The 18,175-nt window shown below is 70.9% G+C and carries 18 protein-coding genes; 7 read left to right on the plus strand and 11 right to left on the minus strand.

Going from position 1 to position 18,175, the window contains the following annotated elements:
- Positions 1–89: 89 nt before the first annotated feature.
- Positions 90–1,097, plus strand: a complete 1,008-nt coding sequence (locus CP978_RS21380) for a daunorubicin resistance protein DrrA family ABC transporter ATP-binding protein (RefSeq protein ID WP_043443392.1) — start codon at positions 90–92, stop codon at positions 1,095–1,097.
- Positions 1,094–1,945, plus strand: a complete 852-nt coding sequence (locus tag CP978_RS21385; protein ID WP_043443394.1) for an ABC transporter permease — start codon at positions 1,094–1,096, stop codon at positions 1,943–1,945. The genes CP978_RS21380 and CP978_RS21385 overlap by 4 nt, the downstream gene beginning before the upstream one ends.
- An 87-nt stretch (positions 1,946–2,032) precedes the next feature.
- On the opposite strand, the gene greA is transcribed toward CP978_RS21385, so the two are convergent.
- Both greA and CP978_RS21395 read right to left on the minus strand, forming a co-directional pair.
- Positions 2,033–2,533, minus strand: a complete 501-nt coding sequence (greA, locus tag CP978_RS21390) for a transcription elongation factor GreA (RefSeq protein WP_043443396.1) — start codon at positions 2,531–2,533, stop codon at positions 2,033–2,035.
- A 168-nt stretch (positions 2,534–2,701) separates the two neighbouring features.
- Positions 2,702–3,100, minus strand: a complete 399-nt coding sequence (locus CP978_RS21395) for a DUF4307 domain-containing protein (protein WP_043443398.1) — start codon at positions 3,098–3,100, stop codon at positions 2,702–2,704.
- A 158-nt stretch (positions 3,101–3,258) separates the two neighbouring features.
- On the opposite strand from CP978_RS21395, the gene mca reads away from it, so the two are divergent.
- Both mca and CP978_RS21405 read left to right on the plus strand, forming a co-directional pair.
- Positions 3,259–4,137, plus strand: coding sequence for a mycothiol conjugate amidase Mca (gene mca, locus CP978_RS21400; protein WP_043443400.1), 879 nt, complete (start codon positions 3,259–3,261; stop codon positions 4,135–4,137).
- 6 nt (positions 4,138–4,143) lie between these two features.
- Positions 4,144–4,392: a hypothetical protein gene (locus CP978_RS21405; RefSeq protein WP_079162244.1), complete on the plus strand. Its 249-nt coding sequence runs from the start codon at positions 4,144–4,146 to the stop codon at positions 4,390–4,392.
- 92 nt (positions 4,393–4,484) lie between these two features.
- Here CP978_RS21405 and CP978_RS21410 read toward each other — a convergent pair whose 3' ends face one another.
- Entirely contained in the window at positions 4,485–4,922 is a 438-nt protein-coding gene (locus CP978_RS21410; RefSeq protein WP_052454226.1) for a hypothetical protein, read from the minus strand.
- Between the two features lie 88 nt (positions 4,923–5,010).
- Here CP978_RS21410 and CP978_RS21415 point away from each other — a divergent pair, with 88 nt between their 5' ends.
- Together CP978_RS21415 and CP978_RS21420 are read left to right on the plus strand one after the other, a co-directional pair.
- Entirely contained in the window at positions 5,011–5,595 is a 585-nt protein-coding gene (locus CP978_RS21415) for a winged helix-turn-helix domain-containing protein (protein WP_043443404.1), read from the plus strand.
- Entirely contained in the window at positions 5,576–7,603 is a 2,028-nt protein-coding gene (locus CP978_RS21420) for a thioredoxin domain-containing protein (protein WP_043443406.1), read from the plus strand. The genes CP978_RS21415 and CP978_RS21420 overlap by 20 nt, the downstream gene beginning before the upstream one ends.
- A 95-nt stretch (positions 7,604–7,698) precedes the next feature.
- Here CP978_RS21420 and CP978_RS21425 read toward each other — a convergent pair whose 3' ends face one another.
- From CP978_RS21425 to trhA, 4 genes are all read right to left on the minus strand, one after another.
- Positions 7,699–8,430, minus strand: coding sequence for a Mut7-C RNAse domain-containing protein (locus CP978_RS21425; protein ID WP_043443408.1), 732 nt, complete (start codon positions 8,428–8,430; stop codon positions 7,699–7,701).
- A gap of 25 nt (positions 8,431–8,455) precedes the next feature.
- Positions 8,456–9,115, minus strand: coding sequence for a TetR/AcrR family transcriptional regulator (locus CP978_RS21430; protein ID WP_043443410.1), 660 nt, complete (start codon positions 9,113–9,115; stop codon positions 8,456–8,458).
- Complete coding sequence (locus CP978_RS21435; protein ID WP_043443412.1) at positions 9,112–10,677, minus strand: MFS transporter; 1,566 nt, start codon at positions 10,675–10,677, stop codon at positions 9,112–9,114. Before CP978_RS21435 ends, CP978_RS21430 begins: the two co-directional genes overlap by 4 nt.
- Positions 10,678–10,822: 145 nt before the next feature.
- Positions 10,823–11,536, minus strand: a complete 714-nt coding sequence (gene trhA / locus CP978_RS21440) for a PAQR family membrane homeostasis protein TrhA (protein ID WP_043443414.1) — start codon at positions 11,534–11,536, stop codon at positions 10,823–10,825.
- A 309-nt stretch (positions 11,537–11,845) separates the two neighbouring features.
- On the opposite strand from trhA, the gene CP978_RS21445 reads away from it, so the two are divergent.
- On the plus strand, positions 11,846–13,669 hold the full coding sequence (locus CP978_RS21445; RefSeq protein ID WP_043443416.1) for a phosphoenolpyruvate carboxykinase (GTP): 1,824 nt from the start codon (positions 11,846–11,848) through the stop codon (positions 13,667–13,669).
- A 53-nt stretch (positions 13,670–13,722) separates the two neighbouring features.
- Here the strand turns inward: CP978_RS21445 and CP978_RS21450 are convergent, their stop codons facing one another.
- Genes CP978_RS21450 through CP978_RS21465 form a run of 4 tightly spaced genes read right to left on the minus strand, consistent with a single transcriptional unit; the run spans position 13,723 to position 18,110 of the window.
- Entirely contained in the window at positions 13,723–14,325 is a 603-nt protein-coding gene (locus CP978_RS21450) for a hypothetical protein (RefSeq protein ID WP_043443419.1), read from the minus strand.
- Complete coding sequence (locus CP978_RS21455; RefSeq protein ID WP_043443420.1) at positions 14,312–15,856, minus strand: substrate-binding and vWA domain-containing protein; 1,545 nt, start codon at positions 15,854–15,856, stop codon at positions 14,312–14,314. Before CP978_RS21455 ends, CP978_RS21450 begins: the two co-directional genes overlap by 14 nt.
- On the minus strand, positions 15,853–17,025 hold the full coding sequence (locus CP978_RS21460; RefSeq protein ID WP_043443422.1) for a toxic anion resistance protein: 1,173 nt from the start codon (positions 17,023–17,025) through the stop codon (positions 15,853–15,855). Before CP978_RS21460 ends, CP978_RS21455 begins: the two co-directional genes overlap by 4 nt.
- Complete coding sequence (locus tag CP978_RS21465; RefSeq protein WP_043443424.1) at positions 17,022–18,110, minus strand: substrate-binding domain-containing protein; 1,089 nt, start codon at positions 18,108–18,110, stop codon at positions 17,022–17,024. The genes CP978_RS21460 and CP978_RS21465 overlap by 4 nt, the downstream gene beginning before the upstream one ends.
- Positions 18,111–18,175 lie beyond the last annotated feature (65 nt).

Below are 18,175 nucleotides of genomic sequence, written 5' to 3' on the forward strand. Positions count from 1 at the left end.
CCGCCCCGCGGGGAGGAAACCCGTCGGGCGGACGGACGCCGGAGCCATCGCTCTTTGCCTCGACATCCCGACGACGTGGAGAAACACATATGCCAGGCGCCATCCATGCCGAAGGCCTGGTGAAGACCTTCGGTGACGTAAGGGCTCTGGACGGCGTCGACCTCGACGTCCCGGAGGGCACCGTGCTGGGCCTGCTCGGGCCGAACGGCGCGGGCAAGACCACCACGGTCCGCTGCCTGACGACCCTGCTGCGCCCCGACAGCGGCACGGCGACCGTCGCGGGGATCGATGTGATCAAGCACCCCGACGCGGTGCGCCGCTCGGTCGGCCTCTCCGGGCAGTTCGCCGCGGTGGACGAGTATCTGACCGGCCGGGAGAACCTCCAGATGGTCGGGCAGCTCTACCAGATGAGGGCCAGGGAGGCGAAGCGGCGGGCGGCCGAGCTGCTGGAGCAGTTCCACCTGGTGGAAGCCGCCGACCGTCCCGCGAAGACCTACTCCGGCGGTATGCGCCGTCGGCTCGACCTCGCGGCCGCCCTGGTGGTCAGGCCGCCCGTGATGTTCATGGACGAGCCGACGACCGGCCTCGACCCGCGCAACCGACAGCAGCTGTGGGGGGTCATCAAGCAGCTGGTCTCCGGGGGCACGACGCTGCTGCTGACCACCCAGTACCTCGAAGAGGCCGACCATCTGGCGCACGAGATCTGCGTCGTCGACCACGGCCGTGTCATCGCCCGCGGCACCTCCGACCAGCTCAAGGCGCGCACGGGCGGCGAGCGGGTCGAGGTCGTCGTGCACGAACGCGCCCACATCACGGCCGCCGCCGAGATCCTGAGCGGTTTCGGCAAGGGAGAGGCCACGGTCGAGGAGCACACCCGCAAGCTCACCGTTCCCGTCACCGGCGGTGCCAAGCTTCTCGCCGAGATCATCCGGGAGCTGGACGCGCGGGGCATCGAGATGGACGACGTGGGACTGCGCCGCCCCACCCTGGACGACGTCTTCCTGTCGTTGACCGGCCACACGGCGGAGGAGACCACCGAGGAGAGCGCGGCCGGGGACACCGAGGCCGGCCGGCGCACGAAGGAGACCGCCAAGTGAGTGCCGCCACCGACGCCGCGCCCGTCGCGGCGCCCACGAACCCCGTCGGCCAGTCCGTCCGCGACTCGCTGGTCGTCGCCAAACGGAATCTGATCCGCATGGGCCGGATTCCCGAGATGCTCATCTTCGGACTGCTGCAGCCCATCATGTTCGTGGTGCTGTTCACCTATGTGTTCGGCGGCTCGATCCAGGTCGGCGGGTCCACCTCCCCCCAGGCATACCGCGAGTTCCTGATGGCCGGCATCTTCGCCCAGACCGTCACCTTCGCCACGGCGGGTGCCGGCGCGGGCATCGCCGACGACATGCACAAGGGCCTCATCGACCGCTTCCGCTCGCTGCCCATGGCGCGCGGCGCGGTGCTGACCGGGCGCACCCTCGCCGATCTGGTCCAGACGGCGCTGACCCTGCTGGTCCTCGCGATCGTGGCCCTGCTGGTCGGCTGGCGCACGCATGAGAACCTCGGCAAGGTGCTCGCCGGCTTCGGCCTGCTCCTGCTGCTCGGGTACGCGTTCTCCTGGATCGGCGCGCTCATCGGCCTGTCGGTGCGCACTCCCGAGGCGGCCACCTCGGGCGGCCTGATCTGGCTGTTCCCGCTGACGTTCATCTCCAATGCGTTCGTGGACGCGAACCAGATGCCGGCCTTTCTGCGGCACATCGCGGAGTGGAACCCGTTCAGCGCCACCGTCCAGGCGTGCCGCGAGCTGTTCGGCAACTTTCCCCCGGGCTTCCGGACACCCGAGGCCTGGCCCATGCAGCACCCCGTGTGGGCCTCGTTGATCTGGGCGGTCGTGATCATCGCGGTCTTCCGCACCCTGGCGGTGCGCAAGTACCGCTCGGCGACGGCCTGACACCGGCCCCGGGAGCCGACCCCCGCACGGCGATGCCCCCGGTGCCTCGAAGGCGCCCGGGGGCATCGTCCTGGGTGTCGGGAAGGCTCAGCCCTGGTAGGGCTCGGCCTTGAGGATCTTCACCGAGGCGGTCCTGCCGTTCGGCAGCTCGTACTCCGCGTCCTCGCCGACCTTGTGGCCGATCACTCCGGTGCCCAGCGGGGACTGCGGCGAGTACGTCTCGATGTCGGCGCTCGCGTACTCGCGGGAGGCGAGCAGGAACGTCAGCGTGTCGTCCTCGTCACCGTCAAACGCGATGGTCACGACCATGCCCGGCGCGACGGCACCATCGGCCGAGGTCGGGGTCTCGCCGACCTGGGCGTTCTCCAGGAGCTGGGTCAGCTGGCGCACACGAAGCTCCTGCTTGCCCTGCTCCTCCTTGGCCGCGTGGTACCCGCCGTTCTCGCGCAGGTCGCCCTCCTCGCGCGCAGCGGCGATCTTGGCGGCGATCTCCGTGCGCGCAGGACCAGTAAGGTAGCCAAGCTCCTCCTTGAGCTTGTTGTACGCCTCCTGGGTCAGCCAGGTGACGTTCTCGCTGGTCTGGGTCACAGGTGCTCCTCGTCGGTACTGGGAATACAAAGCATCGCCCTACCCAGAAGAATGTTCCTCCACGGGTGGGCGAAACCACGAGCCTAACAATTGGACGGCGAAAGGGGGAGGACATAAGCCATCAGACTTACGTCAACGCAGGTCAGGCTCTGACCTGCCCGGGTGAGGTCACTCCCCGTGGCAACCCAGCAGCTCCGCGGTGGTGCCCTGCGCCGTGGTGCGCAGGGTGACGACCTTGTCGATGCGCGTGGCGCGGCCGTCGAACCGGAAGTCCGCGCGGCCCACCTCGGCGCCGTCCGCCGACTGGGAGCGCAGGGTGCAGTAGCCGGAGGCGTCCGCGTCCTTGCGCACCTCGAGATGGATGTCGACCGCGTTCTTCGAGGCATCGAAGGTGATGACCTGGGCGCTGATCTTGCTCTGGCCGACATAGTGGTACGCGAACCAGCCGACGACGACGAGCAGCACCGCCCCGAGCGCGGCACCGACGATCTTGAGTGTCTGGTCGGCGCGTTCGTCCGAGGAGCGGCCGTAGCGGCCGTCGGGCAGCCGGGTACTCGCCGTACTCATGGTCGTCCTCTCGGCAGAGCCCGGGACCGAGGTCCCGGGAGGGGCACTCCGGAACCGCACCCGGAATTTTTCACCCCCCGGTTCGGTCACTATAGAAGCCGCCCGAAGCGCCGCATCACATCGGGGCGCCGTCCTGCCGACTTACTGAGGATCGAGTCTTGACTGACCAACTGCGACTGATGGCCGTGCACGCCCACCCCGACGACGAATCGAGCAAGGGCGCGGCCACCATGGCGAAGTATGTGGCCGAGGGGGTGGATGTGCTGGTGGTGACCTGCACGGGCGGGGAGCGCGGCTCCATCCTCAACCCGAAGCTCCAGGGCGACACCTATATCGAGGAGAACATCCACGAGGTGCGCCGGAAGGAGATGGACGAGGCCCGGGAGATCCTCGGTGTCAAGCAGGAGTGGCTGGGTTTCGTGGACTCCGGTCTGCCGGAGGGTGACCCGCTGCCTCCGCTCCCCGAGGGCTGTTTCGCCCTGGAGGACGTCGACAAGGCGGCCGGTGAGCTGGTCCGCAAGATCCGTGCGTTCCGCCCGCAGGTGATCACCACCTATGACGAGAACGGCGGCTATCCGCACCCCGACCACATCATGACCCACCAGATCTCGATGGTGGCCTTCGAGGGCGCGGCGGACACCGAGAAGTACCCCGAGCCGGAGTTCGGCCCCGCCTACCGGCCGCTGAAGCTGTACTACAACCAGGGCTTCAACCGGCCCCGCACCGAGGCGCTGCACGAGGCGCTGCTGGCGCGCGGCCTGGAGTCGCCGTACGGGGACTGGCTGAAGCGGTGGAGCGAGTTCGAGCGCGCCGAGCGGACGCTGACCACCCATGTCCCGTGCGCGGACTTCTTCGAGATCCGGGACAAGGCGCTGATCGCGCACGCCACGCAGATCGACCCCGACGGCGGCTGGTTCCGGGTCCCGCTGGACCTCCAGAAGGCGGTCTGGCCGACGGAGGAGTACGAGCTGGCGAAGTCCCATGTGGACACCTCCCTCCCGGAGGACGACCTCTTTGCAGGCGTCCGCCGGCCCTGAGGGACAATGCCTGACATGAGCGCAAGCGTGAGCCTGGCAATGACACACCTCGTCCCCCTCGCCGAGGTCGACGAGAACAAGGTCACCCCCGGAGTCCTCGGCTTCCTCGTCTTCGCGGTGATGGCACTGGCGGTGTGGGGCCTGATGAAGTCCATGAACAAGCACATGGGCAAGGTGGACTTCAAGGAGCCGGCCGCCTCCCGCGAGGAGGCCGCCCAGAAGACCACGGACACTCCCGGGGCCCAGCGGAGCTGAGAGAGCTCCCCAGGGGCTCCCCGAGGTTCCTCAGGGGCCGCGACCCGGCGGATGGACGCGGCCCCGTTCGGCCTGCCGCCTGCCTCCCGCCGTCATCCGCACCGCGTGATCCCCGTCCCCTTCGACACCGCCAGGAACACGCACGCCCCCGCCAGCGCCGCCTCGGCCACCGCACAGCCCAGGGCCTGACCGAGGGAGGCGGCCGAGGAGGCGGTGGTTATGTCGAACCATGCGTCCAGGACCGCCACCGCGGCCGTGGCCGACGCCGTGAGGCGGGCATGCGCACGCCCGCGGAGGCCGAGCAGCGCCGTCGCCGCGCAGCCCGCCGCCAGCAGGACGTCCAGCCCCACCCAGGCCACCGGCCAGTTCCGCACCTCGGGGCTGGCGGGAAGCGTGCGCGCCAGCATCACCATCCAGGGCACCAGGCCCACGGCCGCCATGCCCAGCACCATCAGGGTCCAGCGCACCGCCCGCGCCCAGCCGTGCGTGACGGCGGTGCCCGACCGGTCAAGAGTCTCGATCGTCCGCATGCCCCCACCGTAGACCGCAGAGAAAGTTCTGCAAAGAAAATTCTGCCGAATTCATTCTGCGGTAGGACGGCGGCGCTACGGTGGTGCCATGCCGGAGCCCGAACTGACCAGCCTCGAGCGCACCGCGCTCTACAAATCCCTCGGCAACCCCTTGCGCCGCCGCATCCTGGAGTACCTGGGCAGCCACGAGGAGGCGAACTCCACCGTGCTCGCCAGGGTCCTCGGGGAGAGCTCCGGCACCACCAGCTACCACCTGCGCAAGCTCGCCGAGCAGCGCCTCATCGAGGAGATCCCGGAGAAGTCCGGCGGCCGTGAGCGCTGGTGGCGCGCCCTGCCCTTCCGCCACACCACTCCCGACCCGGCCACGATGACCGCCGAGGAGTACGCGGCCGCGGAGCACCTGGCGCTGCTGAAGATCGACGTGGACACCGAGCTCTTCCGCCGCGCCCACCAGGAGTACCGCGGGCCGGACGGCTGGGCCCAGGTCATGCGGGCCGGCACCTGGATGACCAGGGAGGAAGTAGGCGAGTTCGTCCGCGAGTACCAGGCGCTCCTGGACCGGTACGGCCATGCGCGGGAGGACGCCCCGGAGGGGGCGCGCCCGGTCAGTGTGCGGCTCTACGCGGTGCCCGCCCCCGTGGGAGAGTGGGGGCGTGAACCGACTGGCCCATGAGACCTCCCCGTATCTGCTCCAGCACGCCGGCAACCCCGTCGACTGGTGGCCCTGGTCGGCCGAGGCCTTCGAGGAGGCCCGCCGGCGGAACGTCCCCGTCCTGCTGAGCGTCGGCTACAGCAGCTGCCACTGGTGCCATGTCATGGCGCACGAGTCCTTCGAGGACGAGGCGACCGCCGGCCTTCTCAACGAGCAGTTCGTGAGCGTCAAGGTCGACCGCGAGGAGCGGCCGGACGTCGACGCCGTCTATATGGAGGCCGTGCAGGCCGCCACCGGTCAGGGCGGCTGGCCCATGACCGTCTTCCTCACCCCGGACGCCGAGCCCTTCTACTTCGGGACCTACTTCCCGCCCGCCCCCCGGCACGGCATGCCCTCCTTCCGCCAGATCCTCGAAGGCGTCCGCACCGCCTGGGCCGAGCGCCGGGAGGAGGTGACGGAGGTCGCCGGGAAGATCGCCCGGGACCTCGCCGGGCGCGAACTGGCCTTCGACGGGACGGGGACCCCCGGTGAGGAGGAGCTCGCCCAGGCCCTGCTCGGGCTCACCCGCGAGTACGACCCGCAGCGTGGCGGCTTCGGCGGGGCACCCAAGTTCCCGCCGTCCATGGTGATCGAGTTCCTGTTGCGCCACCACGCCCGCACCGGTTCCGAGGGCGCCCTCCAGATGGCCGGCGACACCGCCGAGCGGATGGCGCGCGGCGGCATCTACGACCAGCTCGGCGGCGGCTTCGCCCGCTACTCCGTCGACCGCGACTGGGTGGTGCCGCACTTCGAGAAGATGCTCTACGACAACGCCCTGCTGTGCCGCGTCTACGCCCATCTGTGGCGCACCACCGGTTCCGAGCTCGCCCGACGGGTCGCTCTGGAGACCGCCGACTTCATGGTGCGTGAACTGCGCACCGGCGAGGGCGGGTTCGCCTCCGCGCTGGACGCCGACAGCGACGACGGAAGCGGCCGTCAGGTCGAGGGCGCCCACTATGTGTGGACGCCCGCGCAGCTCGCCGAGGCGCTCGGCCCCGAGGACGCCGAACTCGCCGCGCAGTATTTCGGCGTGACCGAGGAGGGCACCTTCGAGCACGGCAGCTCCGTACTGCAACTCCCGCAGCAGGAGGGTGTGTTCGACGCGCAGAGGATCGAGTCGATCAGGCGTCGGCTGCTGGAGCGGAGGGCGGAGCGCCCCGCCCCCGGCCGCGACGACAAGGTGGTCGCCGCCTGGAACGGACTCGCCATCGCCGCCCTCGCCGAGACCGGCGCCTACTTCGACCGCCCCGACCTCGTGGAGGCCGCGCTCTCCGCCGCCGACCTGCTGGTACGGCTGCATCTGGACGAGCACGCCCGTCTCGTCCGTACGTCCAGGGACGGCCGGGCCGGCACCCATGCGGGCGTGCTGGAGGACTACGCCGATGTCGCCGAGGGTTTCCTGGCGCTGGCCTCCGTCACCGGTGAGGGTGTCTGGCTGGAGTTCGCCGGGCTCCTGCTCGACCAGGTGCTCACCCGGTTCAGCGACGACGACGGGGCGCTGTACGACACGGCCGTCGACGCGGAGCAGCTTCTGCGCCGCCCCCAGGACCCGACCGACAACGCCACCCCCTCCGGCTGGACCGCCGCCGCGGGCGCCCTGCTGTCCTATGCCGCAGGGACCGGCTCCGCACGCCACCGCGAGGCCGCGGAGGGGGCGCTGGGCGTGGTCAAGGCGCTGGGGCCGCGTGCGCCCCGGTTCATCGGCTGGGGTCTCGCGGTGGCCGAGGCGCTGCTCGACGGGCCCCGTGAGGTCGCCGTCGTCGGCCCGGCCCCCGACGATCCCGCCACCCGGGACCTGCACCGCACGGCGCTTCTGGGCACGGCGCCCGGAGCGGTGGTCGCCGTGGGCACCCCGGGGAGCGGGGAACTGCCGCTGCTCGCCGATCGCGAGCTGGTCGACGGCGCGCCGGCCGCCTATGTCTGCCGTCACTTCACCTGTGACGCCCCCACCACCGATCCGGAGCGGCTGCGCCGGGAGCTGAGCGGCTGAGCAGCCGGGACGCCGCCGGAGCGAGCCGGCGCGGAGGGTGCGGCGTGCGGCCGGGCCGTCCGACCGGCGTGGCACGCCCCGTGCCGGGCGCGGGGTCAGAGCCGGCCCGGTGCCTGGGCCAGGGCGCGCTCCACGATGGCCTCCAGTTGATCGTGGTGGGCGCCCTTCCAGTACGCGCGGCCGCACTCCCGGCACCGGGCGAAGACGTCATAGGTGCGCCGCGTGCCGTGTTCGAGCTGGTCGGCCACCTCGTCCTTGGTGGCGTCGCGGAGCAGTCCGTTGCAGGCGGTGCACCGGGTCCACGGCCGCAGCTCGGGGGCGAACCGGTCCAGCACGTCCGGGAGTTGGTCGTCCGGCCGGGTGCTGTAGACAAAGGCGCCCGCCCACAGCTCCCGGCGGCGCAGCAGACCCCGGTCACGGCTGAGCATCACGCGCTGCTCGGCGGCCGAGCGGGCGGCGAGCGCCGGGTCGCCGATGTCCGTGGACTCGTACGCCGTGTCCACGCCGAGCAGCCGCAGCCGACGGGCCAGGGTGCCGAGGTGCACATCGAGCAGGAACCGCAGCGGGGCGCCCGGGACGCGCTGGGGGCGCGACACGGGGCGTACGGCGACGGACTCGCCGGCGGCGGGCACATGCGAGACCGGCACCTGGCGGCCGTCGACCAGGAGCGTCCCCACCTCGGTCAGCGGCACGCCCAGCGACTCGACGACATGGCCGAGGGTGGCGGCGCCGTCGGTGACGACCTCGGTGGCCTTCCCGCGCCGTCCGTGCGGCACGAAGAGCCCCAGCTCGGGGGCGAACTCGATGTGGATCCCGGGTCCGTTCACCTGGTCAGGATGGCACGGGAACGGCTCAGGGCGCCTCTGACTTCCGCCGGCCCAGACCGTGCTCCAGCACGGCGAGCGTACGGTCGACATACGCGGCCATGTCTCCCTGCTGACCGTGCTCCGCCCAGTAGCGGGAGGCCTCCATCAGCGCCCCGACGATGCCCATGCAGTACACCCGCACCTCCAGGTCGCCGGGATCGCGTCCGGTGCGCTCGGCCACCACCCTGCACATCATCCGGCCGGTGACCGACATGCTCTCGATCATCCGTGAGCGGACCGCGGGCACCTCGACCATCAGCCGTGCCCGCAGCGCCATCTCCTCGCGCGTCTCGTACTCCCCGGACAGACTCCGCTCGATGGCCTGGCGCATCACGTACCGGAGCGAGGCCGGCAGCTCCTCGTCGGCGGGCCGGTCGCGCAGTTCCTCCTCCAGGACCGGGTCGTACTCGTCGGTGACGACGATGTCCTCCTTGGTGGGGAAGTACCGGAACACCGTGGAGGGTGAGACCTCGGCCGCCTCGGCGATCTGCTCGACGGTGGTGGCGTCGTAGCCCTGCTCCTGGACCAGGCGGTACGTCGCCTTGCGGATCGCCGTACGAGTCTTGATCTTCTTCCGCTCACGGAGTCCCAGGGGCGGTCGGGCGGCGGGGGTCGAGCGGTGTGCGGTGGCGGCCATGGTCGTCATTGTCGGACATTCTCCGGGGCCTCTGCCATGCCGGGGCTCTCCCCCCGCGGACTCCGCCCGGCTTCCGGCCGCGGCAGCAGCGCCGCCGCCCCCAGCGCCGTGACCAGCGCCGCGACGCCGCTGACCAGCAGGACCAGATCCATGCCGTGGAGGTATGCGGCGTCCGCGGACGCCGCCAGCGCCCGGTCGCCGAGCCGGTCGGCGATCACATGGGCGCCGACCACGGAGTCGGCGGCGGTCCCCGCCGCCGCGTGCGGAAGGGCGGAGGTGTCGAGCCGGTCCGCGTAGGTGCTCGCCAGCAGCGAGCCGAGCAGGGCGATACCGACGGCGCCGCCCACCTGGCGGACGGTCATCATCAGCCCGGACCCGCTGCCGGCCCGGTCCCGGGGCAGTGCGCCCAGGGCCGCGTCCATCGCCGGCACCACGGCGAAGCCGAAGCCGACGCCCGCGACCGACAGCCACAGCGCGGTGAAGCCGTACCCGTCGTGGACCGTGGTGCGGCTGCCCAGGAACGCGGCGAAGGCGAGGACGACCAGCCCCGAGCTGATCACCGCGCGCGGTCCGAACCGTGCCACGACCGGCGCCGCACCGCGCGCGGCGATCAGCAAGCCGCCCATCATCGGCAGCATCCGCACCCCGGTGGCGAACGCGTCGTGGCCGAGCACGGCCTGTAGATACTGCGGCAGTACGAACATCAGCCCGGACAGCACGAACATCACCAGGGTCGCGGCGAGCGTGTTGAGCAGGAACCCGCGGCGGCCGAGCAGCGAGAGGTCCAGCATCGGCCGCGCGGCGCTGCGCTCGCGCACCACGAGCAGCGCGAGCAGCACCGCGGCGGCGGTGAACAGGCCCAGGACCAGCGGGTCGCCCCAGCCGCGGTCCGGCGCCTCGATGATCGCGTAGATCAGGACGCCGAGCCCGGCCGCGGTGAGCGCCGTGGAGACCGCGTCGACCTTCGGGGAGGCCGGGTCCCTGGTCTCGGGCATCAGGAACACACAGGCGGTGATGCCGATCGCGGCCATCGGCACATTGATCAGGAACACCGAGCCCCACCAGAAGTGGTCGAGCAGCCAGCCGCCGATGATCGGTCCCAGCGGCAGGCCCAGCGCGGAGGCCGCCGAGACGGCTCCGACCGCCTTGGTGCGCTCGTCGGGCTCGAACAGCGAGGGCAGCACGGCCAGCGCGAGCGGCATCACCAGCGCCCCGCCGACCCCCATCACCGCGCGGGCGACGATCACCGGTGTCACCTCGCTCACCAGGGCGCCGGCCAGCGAACCGGCCAGAAACACCGTGAGCCCCGCGATCAGCATCCGGCGCCGCCCGAACCGGTCCCCGAGCAGGCCCGCCGGGAGCATCAGCGAGGCGAAGACGACGACATACGCGTCCGCCATCCACTGCTGCTGGCCGATGGACGCGCCGAGATCACGGGCCATCGTCGGCAGCGCCACATTGAGGATCGTCATGTCGAAACCGAGCACGAGCATGCTCGCGACCAGGGCGCCGAGGGCCCACCAGCGGCGGGGGTCGCGCCGCGTCTCTTCGTCGTGAATGACAGTAGCCATGAAATGAGAGTAACTCTCAAAAGCTTGACTGTGTCAATGTGGAGTGACTGTCATGGAGGAGGGTGGCTGGATCCGGTCGTCCGGGCATGACGAAGGCCGCGGCGTCGACGCCGCGGCCTGAGGGGGAAAGGGCTGGTCGGTGGTGTTATGCGTGCTGGTAGGCCACCAGGGAGATGCCCACGTAGTGCACGACGAACGCCGCCAGGGTGAAGGAGTGGAAGACCTCGTGGAAGCCGAACCAGCGCGGTGACGGATTCGGCCGCTTGATGCCGTAGATCACGCCGCCCGCGCTGTAGAGCAGCCCGCCGACGACGATCAGCGCCAGGACGGCGATCCCGCCGGTGCGCAGGAAGTCGGGCAGGAAGAAGACGGCGGCCCAGCCCATCGCGATGTAGCAGGGTGTGTAGAGCCAGCGCGGGGCGCCGACCCAGAAGACCCGGAAGACGATTCCGGCCGCCGCCGCGCCCCAGATGCCCCACAGCAGCCACTGGCCCTTCGCGCCCGGCAGGAGCAGCAGGGTCAGCGGGGTGTAGGTGCCCGCGATGATCAGGAAGATGTTCGCGTGGTCGAGCCGGCGCAGCACCCCGCCCATCCGCGGGCCCCAGTTGCCGCGGTGGTAGAGCGCGCTGACCCCGAAGAGCAGACAGGCCGTCAGCACATAGATGCCGCAGGCGATGCGGCCGCGCGTGGAGTCGGCGAGGGCGGTGAGGATCAGGCCCGCGACCAGGACGGCCGGGAACATTCCCAGATGCAGCCAGCCGCGGAGCTTCGGCTTGACCGGGTGGGGGAGTGAGGGCGCGACGGGACCGCGGCCGGCTGCCGGCGAGTCCGTGGGCGCGTCGGGGACGGACGCAGTCATGCGGGGCATGGTACCTACGGGACCGTAAGTTGCGGATCAGGGGCGATGGATATCGGCCTCTCTGTCCGGCCTGTGCGCAGGCGAGACCGCCGCAGCGCTTCTTTCGGCCGAACCCCGCGTGCACGCAAGGGAACGCGGGTGTGCGTGGCGATCCTCACGTCGCTCAGCTGTGCGGCCCACTGGACAGATGCGCATTCGAGTCGGATGATCAAATGAGTGCAGTCGGCACCGGATGAGCGGGCTACGAAGCATCCGGGTCGCGGCCCCCACGGGGCAATCAGTAAGAAATCCCCTCATCTAGGAGCAATCGTGGCGCGCGACATCGCGGCTCCCTCAACCGTCCCCACCCAGCACAAGGAACTGATCTCGTGGGTCAACGAGATCGCTGAACTGACCCAGCCGGACAGTGTGGTCTGGTGTGACGGATCCGAGGCCGAATACGAGCGCCTGTGCGGGGAGCTCGTCCGCAAGGGCACCTTCAAGAAGCTCGACCCCGTCAAGCGCCCGAACTCCTACTACGCCGCCTCCGACCCGACGGATGTCGCCCGGGTCGAGGACCGGACGTTCATATGCTCGGAGCGGGAGCAGGACGCGGGTCCGACCAACAACTGGAAGGCGCCCGCCGAGATGCGGGAGATCTTCCAGGGCGAGAAGGGCCTGTTCCACGGCTCCATGCGCGGTCGCACGATGTATGTCGTGCCCTTCTGCATGGGCCCGCTGGGTTCGCCGCTCTCCGCGATCGGCGTGGAGATCACCGACTCCGCGTATGTCGCCGTCTCCATGCGCACCATGACGCGCATGGGCCAGGCCGTCCTCGACGAGCTCGGCCCCGAGGGCTTCTTCGTCAAGGCCGTCCACTCCCTGGGCGCCCCGCTGGAGCCCGGCCAGGAGGACGTCCCGTGGCCGTGCAACCAGACCAAGTACATCTCGCACTTCCCCGAGAGCCGTGAGATCTGGTCCTACGGCTCCGGCTACGGCGGCAACGCGCTGCTCGGCAAGAAGTGCTACGCCCTGCGCATCGCCTCCGTGATGGCGCGCGACGAGGGCTGGCTGGCCGAGCACATGCTGATCCTCAAGCTGACGCCCCCGCGCGGCGAGTCGAAGTATGTCGCCGCCGCCTTCCCGAGCGCCTGCGGCAAGACCAACCTCGCCATGCTGGAGCCGACGATCTCCGGCTGGACCGTCGAGACCATCGGCGACGACATCGCATGGATGCGGTTCGGCGAGGACGGCCGGCTGTATGCGATCAACCCCGAGGCGGGCTTCTTCGGCGTCGCGCCCGGCACCGGTGAGCACACCAACGCCAATGCGATGAAGACGCTGTGGGGCAACTCCGTCTTCACCAATGTCGCGCTGACCGACGACAACGACATCTGGTGGGAGGGCATGACGCAGGAGACCCCGGCGCACCTCACCGACTGGAAGGGCAACGACTGGACGCCCGCGTCCGGGACCCCGGCCGCCCACCCCAACGCCCGCTTCACGGTGCCGGCCTCCCAGTGCCCGATCATCGCGCCCGAGTGGGAGGACCCCAGGGGCGTGCCGATCTCGGCGATCCTCTTCGGCGGCCGGCGCGCCTCCGCCGTCCCGCTGGTCACGGAGTCCTTCGACTGGAACCACGGGGTGTTCCTCGGCGCGAACGTCGCCTCCGAGAAGACCGCCGCCGCCGAGGGCAAGGTCGGCGAGCTGCGCCGCGACCCGTTCGCCATGCTGCCGTTCTGCGGCTACAACATGGGCGACTACATGGCGCACTGGATCGAGGTCGCCAAGGACAAGGACCAGTCGAAGCTGCCGAAGATCTACTACGTCAACTGGTTCCGCAAGAATGACGAGGGCCGGTTCGTCTGGCCGGGCTTCGGCGAGAACAGCCGCGTCCTGAAGTGGATCGTGGAGCGTCTGGAGGGCCGGGCCGAGGGCGTCGAGACCCCCATCGGCATCCTCCCGGCCGAGCAGGCGCTGGACACCGACGGCCTGGAGCTGTCGGGGTCCGACCTGGACTTCCTGCTCACCGTGGACAAGGACGTCTGGCGCGAGGAGGCGGCCCTGATCCCCGAGCACCTCAACACCTTCGGCGACCACACCCCGAAGGAGCTGTGGGACGAGTACCGCGCGCTGGTGCAGCGCCTGGGCTGACGCCCCTCGGGCCGGGGCCCCGCACATCGACGGTGCGGGGCCCCGGCCCGTCGTCACTTCGAGCGGTCCTCCAGATACCGCGTATGGGTCTCCTGCCGCCGTGCCTCCGTCTCGCGCAGCGCCGAGGCCAGCCGGTCCGCCTCCTCGTGCAGCAGGGACAGCTGTCTCTCCAGATGGCGCTCCGGTGGCTCCTGCCCGGGGGTGAGCCGGCTCCACCAGCGCGTCCGTACGAATGTGTCGACGGCCTCCGGGACGTCCTGCCGCACGGCCCGCGACAGCGTGTGCACGGCCTCCGGATCCTGGACGAGGACATCGGCGACCCAGCCGGGGTCGAGCAGCGCCGCCAGCAGCTCGGTCAGTTCGGTGAGGCGGCCGGAGGCGGCGGGCGGCAGCTCCACATCCGCCAGATAGGCGCGCAGCGTCCCGAAGTCGGCCCGCAGCTCGTCCAGCCGGGCCGACGCATCGGGAAAGTCGGGCGCCGCCGGGCGCTCCGGCGGGGCGATCAGTGCGCCAGCGCCGTACAGACCGGCCACCACGACGGGCCAGTAGGGGCCCGCGACCCCGGTGAAGGTGAGCGCGAGTCCGACGATCCCGCAGGCGCTGCCGGCGATGTTCTTGCGTGACTCGAGATAGCCGAGCGCCCTACTGGTAGCCACGGATCTCCTCGAAGGCGCCGTCCAGCGAGCCCTTCTGGGCGTCGAAGAGACGGCCGCCGGTCAGTTCGGCGATGTGTTCCAGCTCCGTGCGGTCGGAGTCGCCGAAGAGGATGGGGAAGACGGGGATGTCGCGCTGGTGGGCGTCCAGCCGTCGGTAGAAGGCATCGAAGTCGCCCGCCTCGGCCCCGGTGGTGTTCTCGCCGTCCGTCATCAGCACGATCGAGGTGAAGGCGTCACGGTCCGTCCCGAGGTGCTCGTACGCCTTCTCCAGGGAGGTGTAGAGGGCGGTGTCGCCGCCGGCGGTCAGCGCCTCGGTGTCCGCGCGGATGGCGTCCGCCCCCTGCCGCGGATCGGACGGATCGACCACATGGGTCCGTACGGACTTCACCGCGGACCCGAACGCCATCAGGGTGACCTCCTCCCGGGCGCGGAAGTCGCCGGTCAGGCCCGTGAGAGCCTTCTTGAGCCGATCGAGACGGTCGCCGGCCATCGAGCCGGAGGTGTCCAGGACGTAGACGGTGCGGGAGGGGCGGCGCAGCGTGTTCTCGTACGCCCCGAGCAGGCCGTCGGCCACGGACCGGGTGCCCGGGAAGGGGAGTTCGCGGCGCCGGCCGGAGTCGAGTCCCGCGGCCGGGGAGACGGACGCGACCACCGGACGGCGATGGGTGCGTTCGGTGATCAGCCGCTGCACCGCCGGGGCGCGCAGGGCCTCGGCGAGCCGGCGGACGTCCTCGCGGGTGTCCTGGCTCGTCGAGGAGAGGGAGGAGAGCGGGTAGTCGGCGGTGACCACGCCGTCGCGGGGGCGGATCACGGTGAGCCCCGGGATGCCCTGGAGCACGGACTCGTAGTTGAGCAGGGCGTCGACATCGCCGCGGCGGGTGTAGGCGGAGGCCAGCCACCCGGAGGAACCCGAGGTCAGCTTCTGCCCCTTGAAGAACTCCTTCAGCCTCGGGGCGGCCTTTGCGACATCCGCGTCGGTGAGCGCGGACTGGGCGCCGGAGAGCGCGGAGGCCACCGCGATCAGTGTGGAGAACCCGGAGTTGGAGCGGGCCGGGTCGGTCATGCCGTAGGTCAGCCTGCCGTCCCGCACCGCCTGCTCGACCTGTGACCAGGTGACGTCGTCCGGCTTCCAGTGGAGCGCGCTCACGGTCGCGGGCTTGACGCCGAGGGCGACCGGACTGGACATCACCGGCGTCTCGGAGACGACCTTCTTCGCCGCCTCGGGGCGCAGCCGCAGATAGTCGTCGGAGGAGAGCCACAGCGCGTCGTAGCGGCCGTCCACCGTGCCCTCGGCGAGCTGGTCCACGGCGTCCAGGGTGCCCGTATAGGTGGGACGGACCGTGATGCCGGTGCTCTTGCGGACCTCGTCGAGGACCGGGGTCATGTCGGCGAGCTCGCTGGAGGCGAGCACCCGCAGGGTGCCGGGCCGGGCGGCCTCGTCCCCCTCCCGGGGCCCGGCGGTCGTCGTGCACGCCGTGAGCAGGACGGCGAGCCCGGCGAGCACGGCCGGTCCGCCAAGACGCAGCCTCATGCGGAACCGCCCTCCAGCGCACCCTGGGAGCGGCTGCGCTCCAGATAGGCGCTCGCGTGCTGGAGTTCGGTGCTGAGGGACTCCACCGTCGCGGCCATGGTCTCCGTCGCCTGGACCTTGTAGGTGTCGATGGCGTCCAGGGTGCGATAGATCTGCTGGAAGGCCGAGCGCAGGGTCTCCGCGCCGACCGCCGGGTCGGCGGCGATCCGCTGGATCTCCCCGCTCTGGGTGGCGAGCATCTCGGCGTTGCCGCGGATGAGGTCCTCCGTGGTCCCGCGCAGGGCGTTGACCTGGTCGACGACCTTGCGCTGGTTGTCGAGGGCGGAGGCCAGCATCACCGAGATGCGCAGGGCGGAGACCGTGGTGGTGGCCGCCCGGTCGACGCCCTTGATCAGTTCGTCGTTGTTGCGGCGCACCACGTCCATGGCGAGATAGCCCTGGGCGCACACCGCGAGCTGGGTCAGCAGGTCCTGGTGCTTCTGGCGGACCGGGAAGAGCACATCGGCGCGGAGGGTGTCGGCCTGGGCGGGGTCGGCCGCCTCGGCGTCCGCGATGTGCCGCTCGACGGCCGTGTCCAGGGCCTCGGTGAGCACGACGTACTCCTGGAGCCTGCCCATGGTCTCCCAGAGGCGGACGCGTTCGGTCTGGAGGGCGGCGTTGTCGCGGCGCAGCTCGTCCTGGCCGCCGCGCAGCGAGCCCACGATCCTGTTGAGCGTCCCCTGCGCGGAGGCGTACTTGGCGAGATGGTCGCGGAGCCGGTTGCCGCCGGGCAGCCGGGAGAGGAACCGCCGCCCGCGGCCGGCCGGAAGATCGCGGGGATCCAGGTCCTCCACCACTCGCCTCAGTTCGACGAGCGAGGTGCCGACCCGGGACTGGGCGTCGTCGCCCTTGCCGGGCAGGCTCCGGACCGAGCGCTCCAGCATCCGGTTGGACTGGGCGGACGCGCCGCGCATCTCGCTCGCGCCCAGCGCGGTGATCTCCCCGACCTTGCCGGCGAACTCGGGGGAGCGGGCGTCCAGACCGGCGAGCCCCGTGACATAGTCGGCGGCCTTCCTGGCCATGTCCGCGCGTACGGAGTCGTCGAGCGGTACCACCCCGCCCGCCTTCTCGCGCGGCACCGGGGCGACGGGCTCCGGCGGGGTGAGGGTGAAGGTGTCGTTGTCGGTCACGTGTTTTCCCCTTGGCCCCGGGCCCGGCGCGCCATCTCGTGCAGCACCGCGGAGGTGGGCACGGGCGCCTGCCGGACACCGGTCAGCTTCTGGTTGAGGTACGAGGTGTGGGAGGCGGTCGCCGCCGTGAACTCGGCGGTGTCGCCCTGCGGCCGGAATCCGTGCCGGACGGCCAGCCGGCGCAAGGTCGGGTCGGTGCTCAGCAGATCGCCGAGGTCGCGGCCGGCCGGGGTGAGGGGCACGACGGTGTGGTCGCTGTTGACGGTGGTGTCCGGGTAGAGGACGGTGAGGTCGTCCAGGCCCTGGCCGTCGGTCAGCAGCGCCGCCACCTGGGACTCGTAGACGAGGACGAGCGGATTGCCGACACCGCTGACGAAGTCCCGGAACGCGGCGTCCGAACTGGGCTGTTGCGCCCCCTGGACGCTGATCAGCTTGTGCATCAGGGGCGCGGTGCGCTCGATGTCGGCCTTGCTCGCCGCCACCCGCCCGCCGCCCGCGACATACGAGGCCGCGGCGAGGTAGAGGGCGCCGGAGTTGGAGGTCTCCGGGTCGGTGCTGGCGATGTAGAGCGTGCCGGTCAGTTCCCCGTGCCGCTGGGCCCCCTTGAGCTGCTGCCAGGTCCGGTCGTGCGCGGCGGCGTCGAGGTAGCGGGCCGTGTGCAGCGTGCCGCGGTGCCGGTCCAGACCGGCGAGCCCGTTCGCGGCCAGCACCTCGGCGGCGTTGCGGTGCGCCACGACGACCAGCGGCGAGTAGAACGGCCGCGGCAGGGGCTTCTGCACGTGGTACTTGGCGGCGAGCGCGTCGGCCGGGGCCTGGCTGGAGGGGAAGGCGAAGTCGTACCCCTCGAGGTCGAGCCCCTCCATGGCCCAGGACCCGGAGGTCTCGGTCCTGACGGTGTAGCCCTTGGCCGCGAGGGCCTTCACCACGGCGGGGTCGGCGAAGAAGTCCGACTTCTCCGATCCGATCACGCCACGCACGGTCTTCGTTGCCGTGCTCGTGTCCTGTCCTTCACGGCCTGCGACGACGGCGGTCACCACTCCGCCGATCAGCAGCACCGCCAGGACTATTCCTGCGATACGTCTCACGCCCGGGAGCGTGCTCCCGGAACCCGACATTCCCCCCGCGCTCGGGTGAAGGGAAGGTGACAGGC

Source organism: Streptomyces nodosus (genome assembly GCF_008704995.1).
Lineage (GTDB): Bacteria > Actinomycetota > Actinomycetes > Streptomycetales > Streptomycetaceae > Streptomyces > Streptomyces nodosus.